This is a genomic window from Streptomyces sp. NPDC022552 (assembly GCF_055561875.1).
The window spans coordinates 1-25,408 of the sequence record NZ_JBVHGJ010000011.1; the positions used below are offsets into that span (position 1 = coordinate 1).

23 protein-coding genes are annotated in these 25,408 nt (G+C 72.8%); 7 read left to right on the plus strand and 16 right to left on the minus strand.

What is annotated here, in order from left to right:
* From aroC to ACZ3OF_RS25685, 3 genes are all read left to right on the plus strand, one after another.
* A partial coding sequence (aroC, locus tag ACZ3OF_RS25675) for a chorismate synthase (protein WP_467307031.1) occupies positions 1 to 749 on the plus strand: 749 nt, incomplete at its 5' end.
* Positions 746 to 1,261 carry a shikimate kinase gene (locus tag ACZ3OF_RS25680; RefSeq protein ID WP_361673354.1) on the plus strand — a complete coding sequence of 172 codons (516 nt, stop codon included), beginning with the start codon at positions 746 to 748 and terminating at the stop codon, positions 1,259 to 1,261. The genes aroC and ACZ3OF_RS25680, both read left to right, overlap by 4 nt.
* A gap of 433 nt (positions 1,262 to 1,694) precedes the next feature.
* Positions 1,695 to 2,903: an IS701 family transposase gene (locus ACZ3OF_RS25685; RefSeq protein ID WP_467307033.1), complete on the plus strand. Its 1,209-nt coding sequence runs from the start codon at positions 1,695 to 1,697 to the stop codon at positions 2,901 to 2,903.
* On the opposite strand, the gene ACZ3OF_RS25690 is transcribed toward ACZ3OF_RS25685, so the two are convergent.
* From ACZ3OF_RS25690 to ACZ3OF_RS25725, 8 genes are all read right to left on the minus strand, one after another.
* Positions 2,852 to 4,882, minus strand: coding sequence for a helix-turn-helix domain-containing protein (locus tag ACZ3OF_RS25690; RefSeq protein ID WP_361673359.1), 2,031 nt, complete (start codon positions 4,880 to 4,882; stop codon positions 2,852 to 2,854). The genes ACZ3OF_RS25685 and ACZ3OF_RS25690 overlap by 52 nt on opposite strands.
* Before the next feature lie 76 nt (positions 4,883 to 4,958).
* Entirely contained in the window at positions 4,959 to 5,729 is a 771-nt protein-coding gene (locus ACZ3OF_RS25695) for a BTAD domain-containing putative transcriptional regulator (protein ID WP_361673362.1), read from the minus strand.
* A gap of 208 nt (positions 5,730 to 5,937) precedes the next feature.
* Positions 5,938 to 7,110 (minus strand): lactate 2-monooxygenase, encoded by a 1,173-nt coding sequence (locus tag ACZ3OF_RS25700; RefSeq protein WP_467307036.1) that lies wholly within the window; start codon positions 7,108 to 7,110, stop codon positions 5,938 to 5,940.
* A 60-nt stretch (positions 7,111 to 7,170) separates the two neighbouring features.
* Positions 7,171 to 7,524: a fluoride efflux transporter CrcB gene (gene crcB / locus ACZ3OF_RS25705; RefSeq protein WP_361673367.1), complete on the minus strand. Its 354-nt coding sequence runs from the start codon at positions 7,522 to 7,524 to the stop codon at positions 7,171 to 7,173.
* Positions 7,521 to 7,868: a DUF190 domain-containing protein gene (locus ACZ3OF_RS25710; RefSeq protein ID WP_467307039.1), complete on the minus strand. Its 348-nt coding sequence runs from the start codon at positions 7,866 to 7,868 to the stop codon at positions 7,521 to 7,523. The genes crcB and ACZ3OF_RS25710 overlap by 4 nt, the downstream gene beginning before the upstream one ends.
* Entirely contained in the window at positions 7,865 to 8,275 is a 411-nt protein-coding gene (locus ACZ3OF_RS25715; protein WP_361673372.1) for a FluC/FEX family fluoride channel, read from the minus strand. The genes ACZ3OF_RS25710 and ACZ3OF_RS25715 overlap by 4 nt, the downstream gene beginning before the upstream one ends.
* 187 nt (positions 8,276 to 8,462) lie before the next feature.
* Positions 8,463 to 8,930: an anthrone oxygenase family protein gene (locus tag ACZ3OF_RS25720; RefSeq protein WP_361673375.1), complete on the minus strand. Its 468-nt coding sequence runs from the start codon at positions 8,928 to 8,930 to the stop codon at positions 8,463 to 8,465.
* Between the two features lie 47 nt (positions 8,931 to 8,977).
* The gene (locus tag ACZ3OF_RS25725; RefSeq protein ID WP_467307041.1) at positions 8,978 to 10,543 is read right to left on the minus strand and encodes a vWA domain-containing protein; all 1,566 of its coding nucleotides are present in this window, start codon (positions 10,541 to 10,543) and stop codon (positions 8,978 to 8,980) included.
* 216 nt (positions 10,544 to 10,759) lie between these two features.
* Between ACZ3OF_RS25725 and ACZ3OF_RS25730 the strand changes: the two genes are divergently transcribed.
* Positions 10,760 to 11,473 (plus strand): helix-turn-helix transcriptional regulator, encoded by a 714-nt coding sequence (locus ACZ3OF_RS25730; protein WP_467307043.1) that lies wholly within the window; start codon positions 10,760 to 10,762, stop codon positions 11,471 to 11,473.
* 27 nt (positions 11,474 to 11,500) lie between these two features.
* Here ACZ3OF_RS25730 and ACZ3OF_RS25735 read toward each other — a convergent pair whose 3' ends face one another.
* A complete protein-coding gene (locus ACZ3OF_RS25735; RefSeq protein WP_361673383.1) occupies positions 11,501 to 12,418 on the minus strand; it encodes an ABC transporter permease in 918 nt (305 codons plus the stop codon).
* Positions 12,415 to 15,147 (minus strand): alpha/beta fold hydrolase, encoded by a 2,733-nt coding sequence (locus ACZ3OF_RS25740; protein ID WP_467307046.1) that lies wholly within the window; start codon positions 15,145 to 15,147, stop codon positions 12,415 to 12,417. The genes ACZ3OF_RS25735 and ACZ3OF_RS25740 overlap by 4 nt, the downstream gene beginning before the upstream one ends.
* A 133-nt stretch (positions 15,148 to 15,280) precedes the next feature.
* Here ACZ3OF_RS25740 and ACZ3OF_RS25745 point away from each other — a divergent pair, with 133 nt between their 5' ends.
* Positions 15,281 to 15,706 carry a GNAT family N-acetyltransferase gene (locus ACZ3OF_RS25745; protein WP_361673389.1) on the plus strand — a complete coding sequence of 142 codons (426 nt, stop codon included), beginning with the start codon at positions 15,281 to 15,283 and terminating at the stop codon, positions 15,704 to 15,706.
* Between the two features lie 113 nt (positions 15,707 to 15,819).
* Entirely contained in the window at positions 15,820 to 16,998 is a 1,179-nt protein-coding gene (locus tag ACZ3OF_RS25750; RefSeq protein ID WP_361673391.1) for a S8 family peptidase, read from the plus strand.
* A 6-nt stretch (positions 16,999 to 17,004) separates the two neighbouring features.
* Here ACZ3OF_RS25750 and ACZ3OF_RS25755 read toward each other — a convergent pair whose 3' ends face one another.
* From ACZ3OF_RS25755 to iolC, 6 genes are all read right to left on the minus strand, one after another.
* On the minus strand, positions 17,005 to 17,604 hold the full coding sequence (locus tag ACZ3OF_RS25755; RefSeq protein WP_467307048.1) for a DUF4291 domain-containing protein: 600 nt from the start codon (positions 17,602 to 17,604) through the stop codon (positions 17,005 to 17,007).
* 51 nt (positions 17,605 to 17,655) lie between these two features.
* Entirely contained in the window at positions 17,656 to 19,167 is a 1,512-nt protein-coding gene (mmsA, locus tag ACZ3OF_RS25760) for a CoA-acylating methylmalonate-semialdehyde dehydrogenase (RefSeq protein ID WP_361673397.1), read from the minus strand.
* A 14-nt stretch (positions 19,168 to 19,181) separates the two neighbouring features.
* On the minus strand, positions 19,182 to 21,050 hold the full coding sequence (gene iolD / locus ACZ3OF_RS25765) for a 3D-(3,5/4)-trihydroxycyclohexane-1,2-dione acylhydrolase (decyclizing) (protein ID WP_467307050.1): 1,869 nt from the start codon (positions 21,048 to 21,050) through the stop codon (positions 19,182 to 19,184).
* On the minus strand, positions 21,047 to 21,853 hold the full coding sequence (gene iolB / locus ACZ3OF_RS25770; RefSeq protein ID WP_467307051.1) for a 5-deoxy-glucuronate isomerase: 807 nt from the start codon (positions 21,851 to 21,853) through the stop codon (positions 21,047 to 21,049). The genes iolD and iolB overlap by 4 nt, the downstream gene beginning before the upstream one ends.
* Complete coding sequence (locus tag ACZ3OF_RS25775; RefSeq protein ID WP_361673825.1) at positions 21,850 to 22,788, minus strand: Cgl0159 family (beta/alpha)8-fold protein; 939 nt, start codon at positions 22,786 to 22,788, stop codon at positions 21,850 to 21,852. Before ACZ3OF_RS25775 ends, iolB begins: the two co-directional genes overlap by 4 nt.
* 368 nt (positions 22,789 to 23,156) lie before the next feature.
* Complete coding sequence (gene iolC / locus ACZ3OF_RS25780) at positions 23,157 to 24,134, minus strand: 5-dehydro-2-deoxygluconokinase (protein WP_467307052.1); 978 nt, start codon at positions 24,132 to 24,134, stop codon at positions 23,157 to 23,159.
* A gap of 128 nt (positions 24,135 to 24,262) precedes the next feature.
* Here iolC and ACZ3OF_RS25785 point away from each other — a divergent pair, with 128 nt between their 5' ends.
* Positions 24,263 to 25,171, plus strand: a complete 909-nt coding sequence (locus tag ACZ3OF_RS25785) for a sugar phosphate isomerase/epimerase family protein (RefSeq protein WP_361673405.1) — start codon at positions 24,263 to 24,265, stop codon at positions 25,169 to 25,171.
* Positions 25,172 to 25,408: the final 237 nt, after the last annotated feature.

A 25,408-nucleotide genomic window follows, 5' to 3' on the forward strand; every position in this document is an offset into this window, starting at 1 on the left:
GGGTGGCGCTGGGTGCGGTGGCCCGGTCGTTCCTGAAGGAGGCCGCGGGGATCGAGATCGTCTCGCACGTGGTGGAGCTGGCGGCGGCGAGGGCTCCGTACGGTGTCTACCCGACGCCCGCGGATGTGGAGAAGCTGGACGCCGATCCGGTGCGCTGCCTGGACGCGGATGCGTCGAAGGCGATGGTCGCGGAGATCGACCAGGCCCACAAGGACGGCGACACCCTGGGCGGGGTCGTCGAGGTCCTCGCCTACGGTGTGCCGGTGGGGCTCGGCTCGCATGTGCACTGGGACCGGCGGCTGGACGCGCGGCTGGCTGCCGCGTTGATGGGGATCCAGGCGATCAAGGGTGTCGAGGTCGGTGACGGTTTCGAGCTCGCGCGGGTGCCGGGTTCGCAGGCGCACGACGAGATCGTGAGGACCGAGGACGGTATCCGGCGCACCTCGGGCCGTTCCGGTGGTACCGAGGGTGGTCTGACGACCGGTGAGCTGCTGCGTGTGCGTGCCGCGATGAAGCCGATCGCGACGGTTCCGCGTGCGCTGGCGACGGTCGACGTCGTCACGGGTGAGGCCACGCAGGCGCACCACCAGCGCTCCGACGTGTGCGCGGTGCCGGCCGCCGGGATCGTGGCCGAGGCGATGGTCGCGCTCGTCCTGGCGGACGCGGTGGTGGAGAAGTTCGGCGGCGACAGCGTGCCGGAGACCCGCCGCAACGTGCGCTCGTACCTCGACAACCTCCAGATCCGGTGACCGCACCCCTGATCGTCCTGATCGGACCGATGGGGGTGGGCAAGTCCACGGTGGGCGCGCTGCTCGCGGAGAGGCTGCGCTGCGCGTACCGGGACACGGACGACGTCGTCGTCGCCGCCGAGGGGCGGTCCGTCGCGGACATCTTCGCCGCTCAGGGCGAGGACCGTTTCCGGGCGCTGGAGAAGGCCGCTGTCGCCACCGCGCTCGCCGAACACGACGGTGTGCTGTCCCTCGGCGGCGGCGCGGTCCTGGACGGCGGAACCCGGAGCCTGCTGGCTGCGCACACGGCGGTGGTCCATCTGACGATGGGTGTCGAGGAGGCGGCCGGCCGTGCGGGGTTGGCGGCCGCGCGGCCGCTGCTCACGGGCGATCCACGCGAGCGCTGGCGGGAGTTGGCGGAGGCCCGCGCCCCTCTGTACGCCGAAGTCGCCGGGGTGGTCGTGGCCACCGACGGTCGCACACCCGACGAGGTCGCGGACGCGGTCCTCGATGCCCTGGAATCGAGGCGATGATGGCTGATTCCACCCGGATCGAGGTCGGGTGCCGCGTACGGCGAGAGGTCCGCGTCGGAGGGGGCCGCTCGGACGCCGCCTACGGCGAGGTGTCCCCGTCGGACGGGGCCGGTCGGGCCTCGGCCGGTGTGTGACCGCGCACCCGTGGGGCCCGCGTGGTGGTCCGGCCACACCCCGCCGGAGCCCTGTCGGCCGTCACGTCCGCCGGCTCGCCGGATGGCCGAATCACCTGTGGTCCAGCACGCATGAGCGAGAGCAGGTGGGTGCCGTGGACACCTCGTCCGCGGCACCCTCGCGGAGCGATCGTGGGAGGGCAACAGAGCAGGCCGTCCCCCATGGTTGGAGTGTCGTGAACACAGCTGTCATCAGGCGACGAGACCAGGTCCGACCGCTTACGGTGCCTCGCCGGAACCGGCGTCCCGCCGACCCGGCCGTGTCCGACGACGCCGTCTCCGAACTGTGTGCCGCACTGTTCTCCTCGTTCCCCAGGAAGGATCAGCGGCAGCGTGGGGAGCAGTACCTGCGCGGGCTGCTCACCACCGAGGGACGCAAGACCGCGCGCAACATCGCGGCCCATCTGGGCGCGCCCGCCACGGAGCAGACGCTGCACCACTTCATCGCCGACTCCACCTGGAACTGGCAGCCGTTGCGCGCCGCGCTCGCCGCCCATCTGGAGCGGAAGACTCCCGTCCAGGCCTGGGTGGTACGCCAGATGGCGATACCGAAGACCGGTGAGCACTCGGTCGGTGTCGACCGGGGGTTCGCGCCGCATCTGCGCCAGACGTTCCGCGGTCAGCAGGCCTTCGGTGTGTGGCTCGCCTCCCAGGAGCTGAGCGTGCCCGTCGACTGGCGTCTGGTCCTGCCCGATCAGTGGGTCCACGACCACGCGCTGCGCGACCGGGCGGGTGTTCCGAAGGAGGCGGGGGCCGAGAGCCCGGAGGAGTGCGCCGTCGCGGTCGCCCTGGAGGCCGCGCGCCGCTGGGGACCGCGTAGACCGGTGCTGATCGACCTGCGGGACGGCGACGTGCCGGCGGCGGTGGCCCCGTTGTCCGCCGCGGGTGTCCCCTTCCTCCTCCGCATCAGCGGCACCCAGCGGCTGTCCGTCGCGGACCGCGCCATGCCCGGCTTCCGGGGCGGCCCGCTGCCGGCCCAGCGGATCCTCCAGCTGGTCAAGGGGGTCCGCCGGCCGGTGCCGTGGCAGGACACGGCCGCCGGTCTCGCCCCGCGCACGTCGCTCGCCGCGATGGTCCCGGTGGCGCTGTCGGATCCCTGCTCCGGTGCGCCGCGCAAACTGTCCCTGCTCGGTGAGTGGACCGACCCGTCCCGTCCGCCGTCCGCGCTGTGGCTGACGGGCATGACGCAGCCGGGCCCAGGTCCGCTGCTGCGCCTCACCAAGCTCACCCGTCGCGTGGACGTGGACTTCGCGCGCGTCGGCGAGGAGGCCGGGCTACGGGACTACGTGGGCCGTTCCTTCCGCGGCTGGCACCGGCACATGACGCTGGCCTCCGCCGCGCACGCGGCCGTCGTGCTGTCCGGCGGCGGCTACGACAGCGACTACGACGGCGGCTCCGGCGACGGATTCGGCGGAGGCTACGACGGCGAGTCGGAGAGGGGGCACCCGGCCGAACTCGCCTCCGCCTGAACACCCCTGGCGTCCACGGCGTCCACGGCGTCCCTGGTGTCCATGGCGCCCGTGGCCGCCGGGCGCCGCCGGCGCAGGACCTCGCGGGAGCGGTGCAGCCGCAGCGCCAGCTGCACCTCCAGCGTTCTGCCCGGCTGCTGCCACGCGTCGCCGAGGAGGTCGGTGACCCGGTCGAGCCGCCGTGACACCGTGTTGGGGTGGACGTTGAGCACCTCGGCCGCGCCGGCCTGGCTGCATCCCGAGGCGAAGTACGACTCCAGGGTGCCGGTCAGGTCGGTGAGCCGGTCGCGGTCGTAGTCGAGGACCGGGCCGATCGCGCTCTGGATGTAGCCGTCCACGTCGTGGTCGTCGGAGAGCAGCAGTCCGAGGAAGCCGAGGTCCTTCGCCGAGGCCGTGCCGCCCGCGCCGTCGAGCGCGGTCAGCGCGTCCAGGCAGCGCATGGCCTCCTTGTGCATCCGGCCGATGTCGGCGGCGCCCCGGCCGGGTCCGGCCGCGCCCACCGACACGGGGTGGCCGAGGAGCGGTGACAGCTGGTCGGCCACGGCGCGGGCCGCGGCCGAGGCGTCCGTCCCCGGCAGGAGCAGCACGATGTTGCCGCTGTGGACCGTCTTGAGCCCGGTCATCCGGTGCGCGTAGGAGGAGGCCCACACCACGGCTCTGCCCTGCTCGCCGCCCTCGGGGTGGGCGACGAGCAGGACGTGGGGTGCGTCCAGGTCGATCCCCAGGCGACACGCACGCTGCGCGAGGTAGTGGTTCTGGTGCCCGCTGCGGGCGTCGGCCGCGAGGAGTTCGTCGAACAGGTCGTCGCGTACGGGCCCTTCGGCGACGGCCGTGCTGCGCCGTAGGAGGAGCTGGATCGCGAAGGTCTGCGCGGTCAGCTGGAGCAGGCCCTCGTCCTCGCCCACCAGCGCCGTGGTCGGGCGCAGCACCAGCACGCCCAGGTCCTCCGCGCCCGCGGTGACCGGGGCGACCCAGGTGCCCTGGGCGGTGACGACGGGCCGCAGATGGGCGTGCGCGTCCAGGGCCGCCTCCGCCACGGCCGACTCGTCCAGGTCGCCGAGGTCGCCGCTGGCGGCGAGCGGCCGCCCGGCCGGGTCGCGCAGCTGCAACGCCGAGTCCAGCGCGTCGCCGGCCGCCTTCGCCACGGTGGTGAGGTCGGCGCCGGCGAGCAGCAGTCCGAGGGTGTGGCTGTGCGCCTCGTTGAGCTGTTGCAGCCTGACCAGGCTCGTACGGGTGCGGAAGCCGTCCAGTTCCAGCCGGCCGACCTCGCCCCGGGCCTGCTCGAAGCTGCCGGCCCGCTCGATGGCGACGGCGGCGAGCGCCGCCAGGGAGCAGACCAGACCTATCTCGTCCGGGCTGAAGTGGCGTACGGAGCGGGCCGCGCCGTAGAGCACGCCGACGATCTCGTCGCCGTTGCACATCGGCACGGCCATCATGGCGTGCAGGCCCTCGGCCCGTGCGACCTCGTCGGCGCCCTCGTCGTGGACGAGCGTGTCGTCGTCGAGGTAGTCGGCGGTCCACAGGGGCGCTCTGGCCGCCAGGGTCGGGTGGCCGAGGCCGAAGGGGGGCTGGATCGTGTGACCGGTGACGAGCGCGGTGGTCGAGCCGTCGGAGACGTACACCCGGAGGTGGCCCTCGGGTTCCAGGAGGGCGATGGACGTCATGTCGAAGTTGAGGAGCCGCTTGACCCTCCGGGTGACCACCTGGAGCAGTGACTCGACGTCATGGGGGGACGTCAGGTCCCGCGCGGTGTCCACCAGGTCGGCCAAGCCGTCCTCGCGTTGACGACGCTGCCCCTGCCAGGCCTGTACGCCACGGGCCAGATGCACGGCGCGCTCCAAGCGGGCCAGCTCCGGATCCGTGGTGCCGTCGCGCCGGGCCCGCTGCAGCACCTCGTCGAACCGGCCCGACGGAGCCTGTTCGGCGAGGAGTTCGAGGACGGCCATCAGGCCGGTGTCATGGCTGCGTGAAACCGTCATGATGTGGGAGCCCCCAGCCCGTCGTGCGCGTTTCGCCCGTTATCGGTCCGAAACTAGTTCGACGGTGATCTTCCGGTCAACTGGCGACGGGGAGGCGGTGACGGGCGGGAGGCGAGTGGCGCGCCGCGTGCAGAACGGTCCCGACGCGGACCGCAGCGGCCGCCGCCAGGTACGGCCGCGCCCGCCCGTGATCCGCGCCGCGTTCGAGCTCCGTGACCATCGCCTCGTACCGGGAGGGCGAGTTGCGGAAGCGGGAGAGGAAGACGGACAGACCGGTGTAGAGCTCGTGCCGCCTGCCGAGCCTGCGCTGCGCCTCGATCCACTGGTCGAGGGCCCGCAGCCGCGACTGTTCGAGGCGGGCGATGTGGGCCCGCAGATGCGGTCCGGTGACCACTCCGGTGTACGCGTCGGCCGTCCACAACTCCAGTGCCTGGCCCAGCCGTTCGGCCGCCGTCTCGTAGTCCTCCAGCTCCATGGCCCGGTAGCCCGCGCCGGCCGAGCGCTGGAAGAGGCGGAGGTCGGAGGTGCCGCCGCCGGTGCCGAGCCGGTAGCCGCCGGACAGCGTGACGAGGACGTCGCGCGGGGTCCGGGGTCTTGACGCGGCGGGTGCGCCCACCGCCTCCTCGCGGCGGAGGCCGAGCGCGGCGCCGATCAGCTCGCGCAGCCGCCGGACATGGGTCTCGATCATCTCCCCGGCGTGGTGCGGCGGGCCTTCCGGCCAGAGTTCCTGCGTCACGACGGCCGTCGGCACGATGTGGTCGGCATGGGCCGCGAGCAGCGCGAGCAGCTGACGGGCCGGTGCCTCGGCGGGAACGATGGGTGTCCCGCTCTCCTGGACAGTGAGCAAGCCCAGCACCTTCAGATCCATAGCGCCCCCTCCATGGTTCATGTCCTGCCGACCATAAGATAATAATGACCACTTCTTTTTTAGGGAAGGTGAATCTTGACGCCAAGAAAGCACTCGGCGAACAGGAGTGGTCGCGAACGGGCAGGGGTCCCCTCACCGCCCTGAGGGTGCTTCGGCGGGGGCGCCGCGCCCCCGCCGAAGCACCGGCTCAGGCGCCGTGCGTTCCGGCCTCCGACAGGTCGGCCCGGGTCAGGGTGCGGGGGGTCGCGTGGCCCGACAGGGCCAGGGTGAGGTCGAGTTCTGCGAGGAGACAGCGGATCACATGGTCCACGCCCGGCTCGCCGTCGAGCGCGAGACCGTACGCGTAGGGGCGGCCGACGAGCACTCCGGAAGCGCCCAGCGCCAGGGCCTTGGCGATGTCGGCGCCGGTGCGCACTCCGCTGTCGAAGAGGACCGTCAGCCGGTCGGCGACCGCGTCCGCCACGGCCGGCAGGGCGTCGGCGGCGGCGATCGCCCCGGCGACCTGGCGGCCTCCGTGGTTGGAGACGACGACGCCGTCCATGCCCGCATCGGCCGCCGCGCGGGCGTCGTCCGGGTGCAGGACGCCCTTCAGGACGATCGGACCGTCCCAGTTCTCCCGCAGGAACGCCAGGTCCGGCCAGGTCTTGCCGGGGTCGGAGAACATCGACACGAAGTGCATGACGGCCGCGTTCGGGTCCTCCTCGACCGGCTTGGCCAGACCCGCCCGGAACGCCGGGTCGGAGAAGTGGTTGGCGGTCCCCACCCCGTGCAGGAACGGCAGGTACGCCTGGTCGAGATCGCGCGGACGCCAGGAGAGCAGCGGGGTGTCGAGGGTGACGACGAGGGCCGTGTAGCCCGCCGCCTCGGCCCTGCGCAGGAAGGAACGGGCGACCTCGACGTCCTTCGGCCAGTACAGCTGGAACCACCGCTCCCCCTCCCCCATCGCCTCCGCGACCTGCTCCATCGGCGTGCTGGAGGCGGAGGAGAGGATGTACGGGATGCCACGCGCCGCCGCCGCGCGCGCCGCCGCCGGCTCGGCGTCGGGGTGCAGGATCGACAGCACGCCGACGGGTGCCAGGGCGACGGAGGCGGGGAGCCGGCGGCCGAACAAGTCCACGGACAGGTCCCGTTCGCGCACGTCACGGAGCATGCGCGGGACGATCCGCCGGCGTTCGAGGGCCGCCCTGTTGGCGCGCGCGGTCGAGCCGTCACCCGCACTGCCGGCGACGTAGCCGACCGGTCCCGGGCCGAGCCGGGCGTTGGCCAGCTCCTCCAGGCGCGTCAGATCGGTGGGGAGCCGGGGAACGGCTCCGGTCAGCCCGTTCAGATAGATCTCGTACTGGAAGTCCGCCCAGCTCATGTGCGGGTACCGCCCCTCGGAGGTCGTCGTGGGAGCACCTTGCCACCGGAGTGCGGCACCTCACCAGGCCCGTGCGGCCTCCACTCCCAGCCATACGGCTCCGAGTCCGGCAGCCAGGCTCCCCGCCACGTTCGCCACCGCGTACCCCGTGGCCCCGCTCTCGTACAGCTTCAACGTCTCGTACGAGAACGTGGAGTACGTCGTCAGCGCCCCGCACAGGCCCGTGCCTAGCAGCAGATGGGCCTTGGCGGAGGAGACGCCGGTGAGCAGGCCGAGGACGAAGGAGCCGACGACGTTGACCGTGAACGTGCCCCAGGGGAAGACGGAGTCGTGGCGCGCCTGCACGGCCCGGTCGGTGAGGTACCGCAGGGGCGCGCCGACGACCGCGCCCGCGACGACGAGCAGCCAGTTCACTCCTGCTCCACCCGGCCCACGTACCGGATCACCTCGCAGTCGTCGAGGATCACCAGACCCTCCGTCACCAGTGTGTCGAGCTGTGGCAGGAACTCCCGGACCCGGTCCTCGGTGTCCACGATCACGATGGCTACGGGCAGGTCCTCACTCAGCGAGAGCAGGCGCGTGGTGTGGACGCGCGAGGAGGCTCCGAAGCCCTCGATCCCGCGGAAGACGGAGGCGCCGGCGAGCCCCGCCTCGTGGGCGCGATGCACGATCTCGGCGTACAGCGGCCGGTGGTGCCAGGTGTCGCTCTCGCCGACGAGAATCGTCACGCGCAGGGCCCTGCCCATCAGTCTGGTCATCGTGTTCTCCTCGCCAGAGCGCCACGGGTCGCGAAGGTCGCGGCCCCTACGGCGACCATCGCGGCCGCTACCGTCGCTCCCATGTATGCCACGCCCCGGGCCGCGTCCCCCGCGCTCAGCAGCCGCTGCGTGTCGAGGGCGTACGTGGAGAAGGTGGTGAAGCCGCCGAGGATGCCGGTACCGAGGAAAGGGCGGGCGAGCCGGTGGGGCGGGGTGCCGACCTCGATGACCAGGACCATCAGGACGCCGATGGCCGCGCAGCCGGACGCGTTCACAGCGAGCGTGGTCCAGGGGAACGCGCCGGCCGGGGTGGGCCACGCGAGCGAAGCTCCGTAGCGGGCCGCCGCCCCGACGGCCCCGCCGGCGGCCACGGCCCCGACGATCGGCAGCTCTCTGCGGAAGTCCATGAAGGTCAGGCTATGCGGACCGCCGCGCGGCTCCCGGCCTGAGCGCACGGACCGAGCGAGGCGGACGGGCGCGGCGCCCCGGCCTGGGGCCTTAACCGGGGCCGGCCCGCCGCCTCGTCCTGAGATGGTCGGGCCGGGCCCCTCTCCGGTCAAAACCGGGCCGCAGAGTGTGTCAGATCCGATCGGTTCAGTTCAGGGCGGCCGCGATCAGCAGCCCGAAAGCGGCGAGGATCAGCACCGTCCGGATCAGATGGAAGCTGTTCCAGCGCTTCTCGAAGGCCGCCCGGACGGCGGACGCGGGCTCGCCCGTGCGCTCCGAGGCGGCCAGCGCGTTGTTGAGCGGGATGTTGCCCGCGACGGTGACCAGGTGGTTCAGGGCCGCGCAGACGAGACCGGCCAGGACCAGCCACTTCTGGGTGTCGTCGCCGTCGTCGACCGGCACGAGGAACGCGGCCAGCGGGAAGGCGACGACGCCCAGGAAGACGAGGATGAACACCGCTTTGGGCACGTACTCGTTGATCCGCCGCATGGCGTCGACGAACGTGGCGTCCTCGAGCCGCGCCAGGGCGGGCATGATCCCGGTCAGGAAGATCAGCATGAACCCGGCGTATAGGCCGGTGGAGGCGATGGCGAGGGCGAGCAGCGTGGTGGCCATGGGGCCATCATGGCCGGATCCCCCGCCCTCGCGCAGCCACTTGTGGATCACCCGCTGTACGGGTCACCCGATTCCCCGCCGCCTTCCCGGCCGAGCAGCTTGTCCGCCTGCCGGATCGCCTCGGTCAGCTCCCGCACCACCGTCGAACCCGACCGGTCGGCGATCGCCCCCGAGCGCTCCGCGAGCACCGAGAGCCGCGGCGCGCCCGGCAGCTCGCCGCCCCGCAGGCGGTCGGCGAAGTAGGCGGTGACGGCGGTCAGTTGCAGACTGTCGTGGCCCTGCGCCCAGAGCGATCCGGTGAGCGCGCTCGTGGTGACGCTCCCGGAGTTCTCGTGCGGTGCGCGGCTCTTCGGGTCGAGCCAGCGGACGGTGGCCGTGGCCAGCTGCCCCGTGCGGCCGGGCCGGGTCTTCACGGCGTACAGCGCGGTGACGGTGTGGCCCGCGCCGACCTCGCCGCCGTCGACCCGGTCGTTGCGGAAGTCCTCGTCGGCGACGTCCCGGTTCTCGTAGCCGATCAGCCGGAACCGCTCGACGGTCTTCGGGTCGAAGGCGACCTGTGCCTTGGCGTCACGGGCGCGCAGCTCGATGTGGGTGGGCAGCTGGTCCACGAAGACCTTGCGGGCCTGCTCGGTCGTGGAGACGTACGTGGTGTGGCCGTCGCCCTTGTCGGCGAGCTGCTCCATGAACGCGTCGCCGTACTCGCTGCCGACACCGACCCCGAAGAGGGTGATGCCGTACTCCCTGCGCTCCTCGTCGATCCGGTTCAGGATCGACTGCGCCTCCGTGTCACCGGTGTTGGCGAGGGCGTCGGAGAGCAGCACGACCCGGTTGGTGGCGCCGTCGCGGTGGCCCTCGACGGCGACGTCGTACCCGGTGCGCACCCCCGCCTCCACATTGGTCGACGAGGTGGTCGCCAGCTCGTCGACGATGCCGTGGATGCGCTCGCGCTGCCCCTTGACCCGGGTCATGGGGAGCCGGGTCTCGGCCGTGTCGCTGAAGGTGACCAGGGCGACGGAGTCGTCGTCGCGGAGCTCGTCGGTGAGGAGGCCGAGGGACTGCTTGACCAGGTCGAGGCGGCCGGTCTCGGCCATCGAACCGGAGATGTCGACGACGAAGGTGAGGGCGGCGGGCGGGCGTTCGCCCCGGCGTTCCGCGGCCGCGGTGGCGAGCCCGACCCGGACGAGCGACCAGCCCTCGTCGTCGGTCCTGGCACCGTCCACGGTCACGCTGAACCCGTCACCCTCGGGCCGCGGATAGTCCGGGCGGAAGCTGTTGACGAACTCCTCCGGCCGTACGGACTCCGGGGCGGGCAGTCGGCCTTCGGCGAGGGTGCGGCGGGCGTAGCCGTACGACGCGGTGTCCACGTCCAGGGCGAAGGTGGAGAGGTAGTCGGCGGCCGGGCGGGGGGACCGCTGCTCGCCTTCGGCGGCGTCCTCCCGGCCCGTGGCGCCCCCGTCCGGCCGGGGCGCCTCGAATCCGGGCGCGTCCGGCGCCTGGACGCCGCCGCCCCGGTCCGATGCCTGCTCGCGGTTCTCGCCGCCCCCACAGCCCGTCAGGACCAGGCCTGCGGCCAGGATCCCGGCCGCCAGCCGCACACGCTGTCGTCGCTTCACTTCATCTCCCCCTCGGTGTCCGTCACTTGTGAATGTGACGTTCGGGAGGCCGGGAAGGAGCAGACGAAGGAGTTGCGGATGGATCTCGATGCGGCAACGGCGAACGGGTCGGGCGCGCGTGGCATGGACTCGCCATCCTTCTCAACAGGGGTTGTCACCGTGTGCAGTCACATGCGTACATGGAGTGGCACACCGACGGGGCGGGGGTGGTCAGCGGTGGCAGAGACTGCGGGCTCCGTGATGCTCGCGCGATCGGCGATGAACAGAGCGGTGGCCGAGGCCAAGCGGCCCGCGGGCCGCCCTGTCCGCGGTACGCGACGGATCAGCGCGGCGCTGGCCGGGCTGGCAGCCTCCACCCGGCACGAGCTGTTGACCTTCGACGACCCGGCCGCGTCCGCGGGCCGTGCGATCCCCGAGCCGTTCCTGGAGTTGGCGGGAGCGTGCATGCGGACCGCGGCGGAGCGGGCCCCGGAGGTCAGACGGATCGTGCCGCGCCACGCCCTCCCCCAGGTGGTGGGCGCGGTCCGGATGCCGGGCAGCGCCCGGCTCACGGACGCGATCCCGTTCAAGATGATCGTCGTCGACCGCACGGTCGCGGCGGTCCCGCTCGATCTGGAGCTGCTGTACAACGGGGTGCTGCTGATCCGCGACCCGGTCGTCGTGCAGGCCCTGGTCCGCGCCCACCATGCCAGTTGGGACGCGGGCGAGGAGCTGACCCGGGCGACGGACGGGTCGCGCGACGAGCTGCCTCCCCAGCTCCGCCCGGTCCTCGAAGCACTCCTCGCCGGGCTCACGGACGAGACGGCCGCCGCCCGCCTCGGCATGTCGGGCCGTACCTACAGCCGGCGGGTCGGCGAGCTGATGCACGCCCTGGGCACGACGAGCCGCTTCCGCGCGGGCGCGGAAGCGGCTCGAAGGGGGTGGCTGTGACGTGGTGCGGGCCGGTCTCCCGCGGGTCTACGAAACGATGTCCTTGCGGGCGAAGCCCCGGAAGGCGAGGGCGAAGAGGATCAGCGCGTACGTCACCGAGATCGCCGTGCCCTTCAGCATCCCGCCCCACTCCAGCTGGGGCTGGAGCGCGTCCACCCACGCGTACTGCCAGTGCGCGGGCACGAAGTCGCGCCAGGAGCCGAGCGCCGTGACCGCGTCCAGGACGTTGCCGATGATCGTCAGGCCGACCGCGCCTCCGACGGCGCCCAGCGGCGCGTCGGTCTTCGTGGACAGCCAGAACGCGAGCCCGGCGGTGACGAGTTGGGAGACGAGGATGAAGGCGACGGCCAGACCGAGCCGGGGCAGGGTCTCGGCGGCGGGCAGAGCGCCGCCGGTGGGGAGCTTCAGCGGCCCCCAGCCGTAGGCGAACGTGCCCGCGACGAGCGCGACCGCGGGCAGCAGCACCATCGCCGCCGCGCTGAAGCCGAGCGCCACGGCCAGCTTGGACCACAGCAGCCGGGCCCGGGGCACGGGCGCGGCCAGCAGGTAGCGCAGCGAGGACCAGCTCGCCTCGGAGGCGACGGTGTCCCCGCAGAACAGGGCGACCGCCACCACGAGGAGGAAGCCGGCCGAGACGAAGAGACAGGTCGCGGCGAAGTTCGCCGCCGACGCCGTCGCCGTGTCCATCAGCGTGATGCGCCCGTTGCCGCGGCCGTCCTGGTCCCCGCCGATCGCGAAGGCGACGATCAGGATGAACGGCAGTGCGGCGAGCACCGCGCCCATGACCAGCGTGCGGCGCCGCTTCAGCTGGCGTACGGCCTCGACGCGCAGCGGCAGGGTGCGCCGTGCCCGGTAGCCGGGGGCGGTCTCCACGAGCTCCTCGGCTCCCCCGCCCGTGCCCGCGCTCGTGCTCGTGCTCGTGCTCGTGCTCGTGCTGGTGCTCATGCGGAGCCACCTCCGATCAGGGTCAGGAACGCGTCCTCGAGACGCCGGTGCGGTCCCACACCGGTCAGGGGCACGTCCAGGCGGACGAGTTCACCGATCAGGGCGGTCGCGTCGGCCCCGTCGAGACGGACCAGGAGCCCGCCCTCGGTCCTCGCCGCCGATCCGATCCCGGGCAGCGCGCCGATCTTGTCGACGAGCGGGTCGGGGACGCTGTCCCCGAGGGTCACCAGCAGGGTGTCCCCGGCGCCGGTGATCTCGCCGACCGGCCCGGCCTGCAGGAGCTGCCCGCGGTCCATCACCACGAGGTGGGTGCAGGACTGCTCGACCTCCGAGAGGAGGTGGCTGGAGACGATGACGGTCCGGCCCTGCGCCGCGTACCGGATCATCACGTCCCGCATCTCGCGGATCTGTGGCGGGTCGAGTCCGTTGGTCGGCTCGTCGAGGATCAGCAGGTCCGGCAGGCCGAGCATGGCCTGGGCGATCGCGAGCCGCTGCCGCATGCCCTGCGAGTACGTCCGTACGGCGCGGGCCAGGGCGTCGCCGAGGCCCGCGATCTCCAGGGCCTCCTCCATGTGCGCGTCCTCGGCGGGGCGGCCGGTGGCCTTCCAGTACAGCTCCAGGTTGTCCCGCCCGGAGAGGTGCGGCAGGAAGCCCGCGCCCTCCACGAAGGCGCCGACCCGGGACAGGACCGGTGCGCCCGGGCGGATGGCCTGCCCGAAGACCCGGATCTCCCCGTCGTCGGGGGTGATCAGGCCCATGAGCATGCGCAGGGTGGTGGTCTTTCCGGCGCCGTTGGGCCCGAGCAGTCCGAGGACCTGCCCCTGCTCGACGCGGAAGGAGAGATCCCGTACGGCATACCGGTCGGAGGACTTGGCGTACTTCTTCGACAGGCCCGTGATCTGCAGCGGTACGACGGCGAGTCCGGGGTCCGGGGCAGGAGCCGCGGTCCGGCGCCGGGAGGTCAGCAGCAGCGCGGCGGCGATCAGGGCGCCGACGAGCGGCAGGCCCCACACCCACCACGGCATCGCGGCCGCCTGGGTGTCCACGGCCGGCGCCGTCGGCACGGTCAGCGGGGCCTCGACGGCCACGGTGTAGGCGGCCGGTGTCGCCGGGGAGGCGTAGCCGAGGTCGGTGGCGGCGAGCACGAGCCGCAGCCGGTGACCGGCCTCGATCTCGTGGTCGATCGCCGGCAGCGTCAGCTCGACGCTCCGGCCCTTCGCGGCCCCTTCGATCCGGACGGGGGCGACGAGCTGGGCGGGCAGCACCTGCTGCCGTCCGTCCGGACCGACGTCGTAGACCTTGGCGAAGAGGACGGCCGAGCCGTCCGGGCTGTCCGAGGTGACCTTGACGCGGACGCTCGGTGTGCCCGTGATCCGTACCGGCTCGTTCTGCGGCTTCGCGTCGAACCGGGCGTACTGGCCGGGGAAGTCGAGCGAGAGGCCGACACCGAGCGAGGAGAGCTGGGAGAGCCCGCCGCCGACGCCGGGGACGGCCGAGATGGCGGGCGGGGTGGCCCCGGCGGGGTTGGCGAAGGTCTGCGGCCGGGAGGCGTCGAGCGGCACGGACAGCGGGTCGCCCGAGAGCCCCGGGTAGCGCCCGGAGGTCGCCCCGCGCAGCTGCGCCTCCCCGTCGGTGGAGTCGACTCCACCGGCGCGGCTGACGCGGAACGCGGGACCGGTGTCGGCACCCTTGTCCTGCTTGAGATAGCGGTCGAACCAGTCGCCGATCCGGGCCTCGACCCGGTCGGTCTCGCGGTCGCCGCCGTCGTGGCCGCCCGCGATCCAGTCGACGGCGACGGGCGCGCCGTTGGCGGCGATCGTCCTGGCCATGGCGTCGGCGTGGGTGAGCGGGAAGAGGGAGTCGCTCTGTCCCTGGACGATCAGGGCGGGGACCTTGATCCGGTCACCGACGGCGGAGGGGCTGCGTGCTTCGAGGAGCGTACGGGCGGCGGCGTCGGGCTTCCCCGAGACGGCCACGCTCTCGTACATCGCGCACAGCTCGGCGGTGAAGCGCCCGCATCCGTCGGCGGCGCGGGGCCCGGCGGCCGCCGCCGCGCGACCACCCGGCCGAGTGCCCGTGTCGGCACCCGTGCCCGGACCCGTGTCGGCACCCGCCCCGGCGCCCGGTGTCGCGCCCGTCGAGAAGAAGATGCCGGCCCAGAGCTTCTTGAAGACGCCGTCCGGGAAGAGTGCGTCGGCGAGGTTCCAGTACGTGATCTGGGGGGCGATCGCGTCGACGCGGGTGTCGTGACCGGCGGCGAGCAGCGAGGCCGCGCCACCGTAGGAGGCACCGGTGACACCGACGCGCGGGTCACCGGCCTTGTCGAGCTGGACCTCGGGGCGCCCGGCGAGCCAGTCGACGAGCCGCCGGACGTCCTTGACCTCGTGGTCGGGGTCGTTGAGTCCGATCTCTCCCGTCGAGGCGCCGAACCCGCGGGCCGACCAGGTCAGGACGGCGTAGCCGTCGCGGGCGAGCTTCTCGGCCTGGGCGCGGACGTCGTCCTTGGAGCCGCCGAAGCCGTGGCCGAGCAGGACGGCCGGCCTGCGGTCGGCGGCGGGTCCCGAGGTGAAGTACGAGGTGTCGATCCGCGCCCCGGGCATGTCCAGCACCTGGTCCGCGCGGTGCACGGGTGGCGGTTCGTCGGAGGCGACGGCGGTCCAGGTACCGGCGCCCGCGAGCACGGCGAGGGCGGCGGTGACCGCGGCCCACCGGGGAAGTCGGAATGGCATGCTGCCGAGCCTAGGCGGCCGACCTGTGCGACTCGGCTGTCCAGGGGCGGAAATCGGCGGCCTCCTGGAGTCGTACGCCGTACCGTCCCGTACACCAGGCGCGGTACGCGCGGCGCGAGGCGAGGGGTCGTGGATGGAGATCAGGCGGGCGACGACGGCGGCCGAACTGCTCGCGGCGGGACATCTCTACGACGGGCCGCCGAGGGAGCGGTGGGCGGAGGCGTTCCTCGCCGCCGCGGGCCATCTGATGCTGATCGCGTACGCGGAGGACGGTTTCCCCGCGGGGCTGGTGTCCGGGATCGAGATGCTCCACCCGGACAAGGGGGTGGAGATGTGTCTGTACGAGCTGTCCGTGGACGAGGGATACCGGCGTCGGGGTGTGGGACGGGCGCTGACGGAGGCGCTGGTGGCCGAGGCCCGGGAGCGCGGCTGCTACGACGTGTGGGTGGGAGTGGATCCGGACAACGAGGCCGCGTTGCGGACGTACCGGTCGGCGGGGGCGCAGGAAGAGGACGGGTTCGCGATGCTGACCTGGGAGTTCGAGGTGAAGGACCGGTGAGGGGAGCCGACGGCCCCTTGTACGACACATGACAGCACGAGACTCTGTGGCGCACCACGCACACCCGTACTTGCCGGTAACCCGGTCAACGAAAGGTTCAGGTGCCCCACCACATGACCCGAATACCCCGCCGCGCCGTGGCCGTCGTGCCCGTCCTCGCCCTCGCCGCCGGCCTTCAGTTCGCCGCCTCCCCCACGGCACAGAGCGCGACTGTCGGCGACCTCCGCCTCGCCCCGGCCTCGCTCGCCGTCGACAACAGCTGGATCGTCGTCCTCAAGGACGGCTCGACCCGCGCCGCCGATCTGGGCGTGACGCCCAGGCACCAGTACCGCTCGGTCCTGAAGGGCTTCTCCGCTTCCATGTCCCAGGCCAGGGCCGCGGCCCTGGCCTCCGACCCCCGCGTGGCGTACGTCGAGCAGAACACGACCGTACGGATGACCGACACGCAGCCCGGCGCGACATGGGGCCTCGACCGGATCGACCAGCGTGATCTGCCGCTGTCGACGACGTACAGGTACGACACGACCGCGTCGAACGTCACCGCGTACATCATCGACACCGGGATCCGCACCTCGCACAGCGAGTTCGGCGGCCGGGCGACCGTGGGCACGGACACCGTCGGCGGCGGCCAGAACGGACAGGACTGCCAGGGCCACGGCACGCACGTCGCGGGCACGGTCGGCGGCGCGAAGTACGGCGTCGCCAAGGGCGTCAAGCTGGTGGCCGTACGCGTCCTGGACTGCAACGGCTCCGGTACTACGGCCGGCGTCATCGCGGGCGTCGACTGGGTCACGGCCAACGCGGTCAAGCCGGCGGTCGCCAACATGAGCCTGGGCGGGGGCGCGAACACGTCCCTGGACGACGCGGTGAAGCGCTCGATCGCCTCGGGCGTCACGTACGCGGTCGCCGCCGGCAACGGCAACTTCCTCGGTCTGCCGGCCCGGGCGTGCAACTACTCCCCGGCCCGCGTCCCCGAGGCGATCACGGTCGGCGCGACGGACTCCGCCGACAAGCGGGCGTCCTTCTCCAACTACGGCACGTGCGTGGACCTGTTCGCGCCGGGCGTCTCCATCACCTCGGCGTGGAAGGACGGCGACACGGCGACGAACACCATCTCGGGCACGTCGATGGCGACCCCGCACACGGCGGGCGTGGCCGCGCTCCACCTCGCGGCGAACCCGACGGCCACCCCGGCCCAGGTGAGCACCGCGCTGGTGAACAACGCCACCAACGGCAAGGTGGGCAACCCCCTGTCGGGCTCCCCGAACAAGCTGCTGCACTCGATCTTCTAGCCGCGGCTACCCCACCAGATGCCCGAGGAGCTCCGCACCCGCCGGATAAGGCCGCTCCTCGGGCATCCACGCACGCGCCTCGTCCACCCGCCCGGCGCGCACAAGGGCGTGGACCTCGTGCGCGAGCGGCGTGACGTCCCGTACGGAGACGGTCCACTCGTCCGCGTACCGCCGCGCCGCATCCCCGGCGAGCCCCAGCTGGAGCGAGCGGTACGGAAGGGCGGCCAGGTGCGGGTCCCGCTCGGGGTCCCACTGCACCCGCGCCGGGGCCTGCCTCAACTGCCGCTTCCAGGTTGCCTGGTCGGGGTGGAACCCTCGGACGTAGTGCGACAGGCAGGCGTTGCGCAGCGCCCACTCGAACCCCTCGCGGGTGATCTCGATCGCGAGGACCGTCTGCTGGCCCTCCTTCAGGCCCCAGCCGCAGCGGTACATCATCCACAGGAACGAGGGCTTGATCCACGTCATCCGGTCCCGCTTCCACGCGGGCGGGAAGCGGCCCTCGCGAGCCGTCGGGAGGCCGATGGACGGGTCGTACGCCTGGTAGACGGTCACCGTCGAGTCGGTGTGCAGGGCGCGGATCTGGTACTTCGGCGGAACCACGGACATGGCCCCCAGGGTGCGCGGTCGCGCGCCCCGGGGGCCATCGAATTTCGCGGGTCAGTGGTTGCGCGGGAAGCCCAGGTCCACGCCCGCCGGGGCGTCGGAGGGGTCCGGCCAGCGGGTGGTGACGACCTTGCCGCGGGTGTAGAAGTGGACGCCGTCGTTGCCGTAGATGTGGTGGTCGCCGAAGAGCGAGTCCTTCCAGCCACCGAAGGAGTGGTAGCCCACCGGCACCGGGATCGGCACGTTCACGCCGACCATGCCCGCCTGGATCTCCATCTGGAAGCGGCGCGCCGCGCCGCCGTCGCGGGTGAAGATCGCGGTGCCGTTGCCGAACGGCGACGCGTTGATGAGGGCGACGCCCTCCTCGTACGTCTCGGTGCGCAGCACGCACAGGACCGGGCCGAAGATCTCGTCCTGGTACGCCTTCGCGGTCGTCGGCACGTGGTCCAGGAGCGACAGGCCGATCCAGTGGCCGTCCTCGAAGCCGTCCACCGTGTGGCCCGTGCCGTCGAGGACGACGTCGCAGCCCTCGTCCGCCGCGCCCTTCACGTACGAGGCGACCTTGTCGCGGTGGACCGCCGTGATCAGCGGGCCCATCTCCGAGGTCGGGTCGTTGCCGGGGCCGATCTTGATCTTCTCGGCGCGCTCGCGGATCTTCTCCACCAGCTGGTCACCGATCGCGCCGACCGCGACGACCGCCGAGATCGCCATGCAGCGCTCACCGGCCGAGCCGTACGCCGCCGAGACCGCGGCGTCGGCCGCCGCGTCCAGGTCCGCGTCCGGCAGCACCAGCATGTGGTTCTTCGCACCGCCGAGCGCCTGGACGCGCTTGCCCGCCGCGGAGGCGGTGGTGTGGATGTACCGGGCGATCGGCGTCGAGCCGACGAAGGAGATCGCCGAGACGTCCGGGTGCTCCAGGAGCCGGTCGACGGCCACCTTGTCACCGTGCACGACGTTGAAGACGCCGTCCGGCAGGCCCGCCTCGGCGAGCAGCTCCGCGATCTTCAGCGACGGCGAGGGGTCCTTCTCGCTCGGCTTGAGGATGAAGGTGTTGCCGCAGGCGATGGCGAGCGGGAACATCCACATCGGGACCATCGCCGGGAAGTTGAACGGCGTGATGCCGGCCACCACACCGACGGGCTGGCGGATCGCCGCCACGTCCACCCGGTTCGAGACCTGGGTGGACAGCTCGCCCTTGAGCTGCGTGGTGATGCCGCAGGCCAGGTCCACGATCTCCAGACCGCGGGCGACCTCGCCCAGCGCGTCGGAGTGCACCTTGCCGTGCTCGGCGGTGATCAGCTCGGCGATCGCGTCCCGGTTGGCGTCGAGCAGCGCGCGGAACTTGAAGAGGATCGTGGTGCGCTGCGCGAGCGACGCCGTGCCCCAGGTCTCGAACGCGGTCTTGGCGGCCGCCACGGCCGCGTCGACCTCGTCGACCGACGCGAGCGCCACCTTCGTGGTCACGGCGCCCGTGGCCGGGTCGGTGACCGGGCCCCAGTTGCCCGACGTGCCCTCGACGGTCTTGCCACCGATCCAGTGGTTGACGGTCTTCTCGGTGTTCGTCATGCCGGAATGCTCCTTCAGAGATGGCGGCGTCGGGCGGTGACGTGCCGGTCGTACTCCTCCCGGGCCTTGACCGCCGACACGCGGGTCGAGGTCTCGGCCACGGGCACATCCCACCACGCCTGGGCGGGGGGCGCGCCCGACACTGTGTCTGCCGTTTCGGTCTCGACATAGACACATGTGGGAACGGTCGACGCCCGCGCGTCGGCGAGGGCTTCCCGCAGGTCACGTACGGTACGTGCAGTGAGCACCCGCATCCCGAGCGAGGCGGCGTTGGCGGCCAGGTCGACGGGGAGCGGGTCCCCGGTGAAGGTGCCGTCGGGAGCGCGGAAGCGGTACGCGGTGCCGTACCGCTCACTGCCCACGGCCTCCGAAAGACCTCCGATGGAGGCGTACCCGTGGTTCTGCAGGATCACCACCTTGATGGGCAGCCCTTCCTGCACGGCCGTGACGATTTCGGTGGGATTCATCAGATACGTACCGTCCCCGACGAGCGCCCAGACCGGCCGGCCGGGCGCGGCGAGGGCCACCCCGATCGCCGCCGGGATCTCGTAGCCCATGCAGGAGTAGCCGTACTCGACGTGGTACTGGTCGGCGGAGCGGGCCCGCCAGAGCTTGTGGAGGTCGCCGGGGAGCGAGCCGGCCGCGTTGATCAGGATGTCGTCCCCGGTGACCAGGGTGTCGAGTGCGCCGAGGACCTGCGGCTGCGTGGGCCGGGCCGCCACGTCCGCCGTGGTGCAGGCGGCGGTGACGCGGGCCTCCCAGCGGCCCTTCTCCTCCGCGTACTCGTGCACGTAGTGCTCGGTGACATGGTGCGGGTCGAGCAGCGCGTGGAGCCCTTCGAGCCCCTCGCGGGCATCCGCGACCAGGGGCAGCGCGGCCAGTTTGTGCGAGTCGGAGGCCGCGATGTTGAGGTTGACGAACCGCACGTCCGGGTGGGTGAACAGGGTCCCGGAGGCGGTGGTGAAGTCGGTCCAGCGGGTGCCGACGCCGATCACCACGTCGGCCGTGCGCGCCAGGTGGTCGGCGACGGCGGTGCCGGTGTGGCCGACGGCGCCGACGTCCTGCGGATGGTCGTGACGCAGCGCGCCCTTGCCGGCCTGGGTGGAGGCGACCGGGATGCCGGTCAGGGAGGCGAAGGTGGCGAGCGCCTCCTCGGCGCCGCTGTACTTGACCCCGCCGCCCGCGACGATCAGCGGACGGGCCGCGCGGCCGATCGCCGCGGCCGCCGCCTCCAGTTCGGCGTCGTCGGGCACGGGCCGGCGCACGCGCCAGACCCGCTCGGCGAAGAACTCCTCCGGCCAGTCGTACGCCTCCGCCTGGACGTCCTGCGGCAGGGCGAGCGTCACCGCCCCGGTCTGGACGGGGTCGGTGAGGACCCGTACGGCGGCGAGCGCGGCGGGGATCAGCGCCTCGGGGCGGGTGATCCGGTCGAAGTACGTGGAGACCGGTCGCAGACAGTCGTTGACCGACACATCGCCCGCGTACGGGACTTCGAGCTGCTGGAGGACGGGGTCGGCGGGGCGGGTGGCGAAGGTGTCGCCGGGCAGCAGCAGCACCGGGAGGTGGTTGACGGTGGCGAGCGCGGCGCCCGTGACGAGGTTGGTGGCGCCGGGGCCGATGGAGGTGGTCACGGCGTGCGCGGAGAGCCGGTTCGACTGGCGGGCGTAGCCGACGGCCGCGTGCACCATGGCCTGCTCGTTGCGCCCCTGGTGGTAGGGCATCTCCTCGGCGTGCTCGACGAGGGCCTGGCCGATCCCGGCGACGTTCCCGTGGCCGAAGATGCCCCAGGTGGCGGCGATCAGCCGGCTTCGTACGCCGTCGCGTTCGGTGTACTGCGCGGCGAGGAACCGCACCAGCGCCTGCGCGACGGTCAGAGTGCTCACGTGTACCCCTCCGAGTGGTCGGGGTGGAAGCAGATCTTCCACTCCCTCTCCGGTCCTGGTCCCGCCATCACGTTCAGGTAGTACATCGCGTGGTCCGGCTGAGCGATCGACGGGCCGTGCCAGCCGTCGGGCACGAGGACGGCGTCGCCCGTGCGGACCTCGGCGAGGAGGTCGGCGCCTCCGGGCCGGGAGGGGGAGATCCGCTGGTAGCCGACTCCGCCGTCGGCGATCTCGAAGTAGTAGATCTCCTCCAGCTCGGACTCGGCGCCCGGGCGGTGCTCGTCGTGCTTGTGGGGCGGGTAGGAGGACCAGTTCCCGCCGGGGGTGATCACCTCGACGGCGATCAGGCGGTCCGCCTCGAAGACGTCGGCGGCGGCGAAGTTCCGTACCTGCCGCGCCTGGTTGCCGCTGCCGCGGGCCTCGACGGGTACCTCCGGCGCGGGGCCGTAGCGAGCGGGGAGTCGTCGCTCGCACTTCGCTCCTGCCAAAGCGAAGCGGCCTCCCGCACCGGAGGCGATCTGGACTCGGGCGTCGCGGGGCACGTACGCGAAGTCGGACACTCCGCCGAACACGCTCTCGCGGCCCAGGAGTTGAAGCGTCTGGCCGTCGACGTGCACCGTACAGCCGCCGGAGAGCGGAAGCACGATCCATTCGCTGTCCCCGGTGTCCAGGAGGTGGGTGGCTCCCGGGCCGAGTTCGAGGACGCGCAGTGCGGAGTGCGCCCAGCCGGCCCGGTCGGGGTCGACGTGGAGCGCGTACGACCCGTGGGAGGCGGTCCCGGCGGGCAGATGGAGATCGTTCATGGGCGGTGCGTACTCCTTCCTACCGCTTCCCGCAGCAGCCGCGCAGCGGTATCGACGGCTCCGGCCACATCGCCGTCCGCGGGATAGAGCAGGGCGCGGCCGACGACCAGGCCCCGGACGGTGGGCAGGCGCAGCGCGGCGCGCCATTTCTCGTACGCGACGTCCTGGGCGTCCGGGCCGGGCCCGGGGTCTCCGCCGAGGAGGACGGTGGGGAGGGTGGTGGTCTCCAGGACGCGGGCCATGTCGTCGGGGTGGTCGGTGACCGGGACCTTGAGCCAGGTGTAGGCGGAGGTGCCGCCGAGGCCGGAGGCGACGGCGAGGGAGGTGGAGACGGCCTCGGCGGAGAGGTCGTTGCGGAGCCGGCCGTCGTGGTCGCGGTGGCAGAGGAACGGTTCGACGAAGACGGGCAGTCGCAGGGCGGCCATCTCGTCGACGGCGCGGGCGGCGGAGTGGAGGGTGGAGAGCGAGCCGGGGTCGTCCGGGTCGATCCGCAGGAGGAGCTTGCCTGCGTCGAAGCCGAGCCGGGCGAGGTCCTCGGGGCGGTGGCCGGTGAACCGGTCGTCGAGCTCGAAGGAGGCCCCGGCGAGGCCGCCGCGGTTCATCGACCCGATGACGAGGCGGTCGTCCAGGGCGCCGAGCAGGAGCAGGTCGTCGAGGATGTCGGCGGAGGCGAGGACGCCGTCGACGCCGGGCCGGGAGAGCGCGAGCCGGAGCCGTGCGAGGAGGTCGGCGCGGTCCGCCATCGCGTACGGCCTCGCCCCGACACCGAGCGCGCCGCGGGCGGGATGGTCGGCGGCGACGATCAGCAGCCGCTCGCGGCCCTCGAACCACGCCCGCCTGCGCCGCGCCGCGGCGGCCTCCCCCACGGCCTCGGGCCGCCGGGCCCGGAGCGAGACGAGCCGCTCGACGTCGACGGGCTCGAGCCCGGCGCCCACGCCCGCGACCCGCGCGGCCCGAGCGAACCGCCGCGGCGGCACGGGGTGCGCGGCCTGACGGAGGGGGTCGCGTGCGGGGGGCGTCTGTGCGGGGGGCGTCTCACGCGTGGGGCCCGGCGGGGCGGGCGGGTGCCCGGGGCCGGGCGGGGCGGGCGGGTGCCCGGGGCCCGGCGGGGCGGGCGGGTGCCCGAGGCCGGTCGGGGCGGACGAGGCTGCGGGGGCGTCGGCGTCCCGGCCGCCCGGCGGCGGAGTTGCTGGAGCCGGCGTGGGGGTCGGGGGCTCCGAAGTGGTGGGCTTGGGTGGGGTCTTCGGTCCGCTCGCGCGGCGGTGGGCGGCTCGGGTGCGCCAGGTGTCGGTGGGGCGGGCGGTCATGGCGTGCGCTCCGGAAGCGTGCCGGTGCCGGTGACCAGGGCCCGGTCGATCTCGTCGGCGTAGGGCATCGCCGGGGAGCAGGCGAGGCGGCCGGCCACGATGGCGCCCGCCGCGTTGGCCCGGCGGAGGATGCGGTCCAGGTCCCAGCCGGCGAGCAGCCCGTCGCACAGCGCCCCGCCGAACGCGTCGCCCGCGCCGAGGCCGTTGACCACGTCGACCGGCAGAGGCGCGACCTCGGCGCTCTCCCCGTCGGCGGTCATCGCGAGGACCCCCTTGGGGCCCTGCTTGACGACCGCGAGCCGGACCCCGGCGGCGAGCAGCGCGCGGGCCGCCGCGTACGGTTCGCGCTCCCCGGTCGCGACCTCGCACTCGTCCAGGTTGCCGACGGCGACGGTGGCTGCGCTCAGGGCCTCCCGGTAGAGCGGTCCCGCCTCGGCCGGATCGGGCCAGAGCACCGGACGCCAGTCCAGGTCGAGAACGGTCAGCTCCGCACCGCCCCGCTCCTCCAGCGCGCCCAGCGTGGCCGCCCGGCTGGGCTCGACGCTCAGCCCCGTCCCCGTCACCCAGAAGGCCCGCGCCGCCCGGACCGCCGCCAGGTCCAGCTCCGCCGGGTGGATCTCCAGGTCCGGCGCCCGGGGCTGCCGGTAGAAGTGGATCGGGAAGTCGTCGGGCGGGAAGATCTCGCAGAACGTCACCGGCGTCGGATACGCCTCCACCGCCGTCACCCAGCGGTCGTCGACCCCGAACGCCGTCAGCTCCTCGTGGAGATACTCCCCGAACGGGTCCGCTCCGGTCCGGCTCACCAGCGCCGTACGCCGCCCGAGCCGGGCCGCCGCGACCGCCACGTTCGCGGGCGAGCCGCCCAGGAACTTCCCGAAGGTCTCCACCCGGGCGAGCGGAACGCCGACCTGGAGGGGGTAGAGGTCCACGCCGAGTCGCCCCATCGTGATCAGCTCGTACGGCTCCGCATCCACGCGCGCCACCTCTCGCCTCGGCCCCGCACCCAGGTCTAGCCGTCCGCCCCGAACCCTGTCAACGCTATGTCCTTACATTCGGACGAGCGTCTTGACTCGTCGTTCCGGGCGCGGCCAAGGTGGCTCTCATGACGAAGCCGTCGCCGCTGTCCCGTATCCGTATCGGCTCCGCCCCCGACTCCTGGGGCGTCTGGTTCCCCGACGATCCACGGCAGGTTCCCTGGCAGCGCTTCCTCGACGAGGTCGCCGACGCCGGCTACGCCTGGATCGAGCTCGGACCGTACGGCTATCTGCCCACCGACCCCGCCGTCCTGGCCGAGGAGACGGGGCGCAGGGGCCTGCGGGTCTCGGCGGGCACGGTCTTCACCGGGCTGCACCACGGTCCGGCCGTCTGGGAGAAGACCTGGGCCCATGTCGCCGACAACGCGGCCCTCGCGCAGGCGATGGGCGCCGAGCACCTCGTCGTCATCCCCTCCTTCTGGCGGGACGACAAGACGGGCGAGGTCCTGGAGGACCGTACGCTCACCGCCGAACAGTGGCGCGATCTGACCGGTCTGACGGAGCGCCTCGGCCGCGAGGTCAGGAACCGGTACGGGCTGCGGATCGTCGTCCATCCGCACGCGGACACCCACGTCGACAGCGAGGAGAACGTGGCCCGCTTCCTGGACGCGACCGATCCGGAGCTGGTCTCCCTCTGTCTGGACACCGGGCACTACGCGTACTGCGGGGGCGACAGCGTCAAGCTGATCGAGACGTACGGCGAGCGCATCGGCTACCTCCATCTCAAGCAGGTCGACCCGGAGATCCTCGCCGGGGTCGTCGCCGACGAGGTGCCGTTCGGTCCGGCCGTGGCGCGGGGCGTGATGTGCGAACCGCCCTCCGGGGTCCCGGCCCTCGAGCCGGTCCTCGCGGCGGCACAGGCGCTCGACGTGGAGCTCTTCGCCATCGTCGAGCAGGACATGTACCCGTGCGAGCCCGACAGGCCGTATCCGATCGCGGTCCGCACCCGCCGCTTCCTGCGCTCCTGCGGAGCATAGGAACCGCGGGAACGCCGTTCGGCGCGCCGATGTGACCTTGCGCCACTTACGTCACATCCATCCCCCTGTCGTCACAGATATCTCCATTACGCGGGCTTTACGTCACAGCCGTTCGACAGCCGCTCCCTTCCCGTTGGAAGGGGTCGTTGCATCGGGCACAGGCTCAGTGATCGCCAGCGTTTGCCCCGCAGCTCCCCCGAACGGCACCCCCGCCGCCGCTGCGAGGCGCGCAGGGAG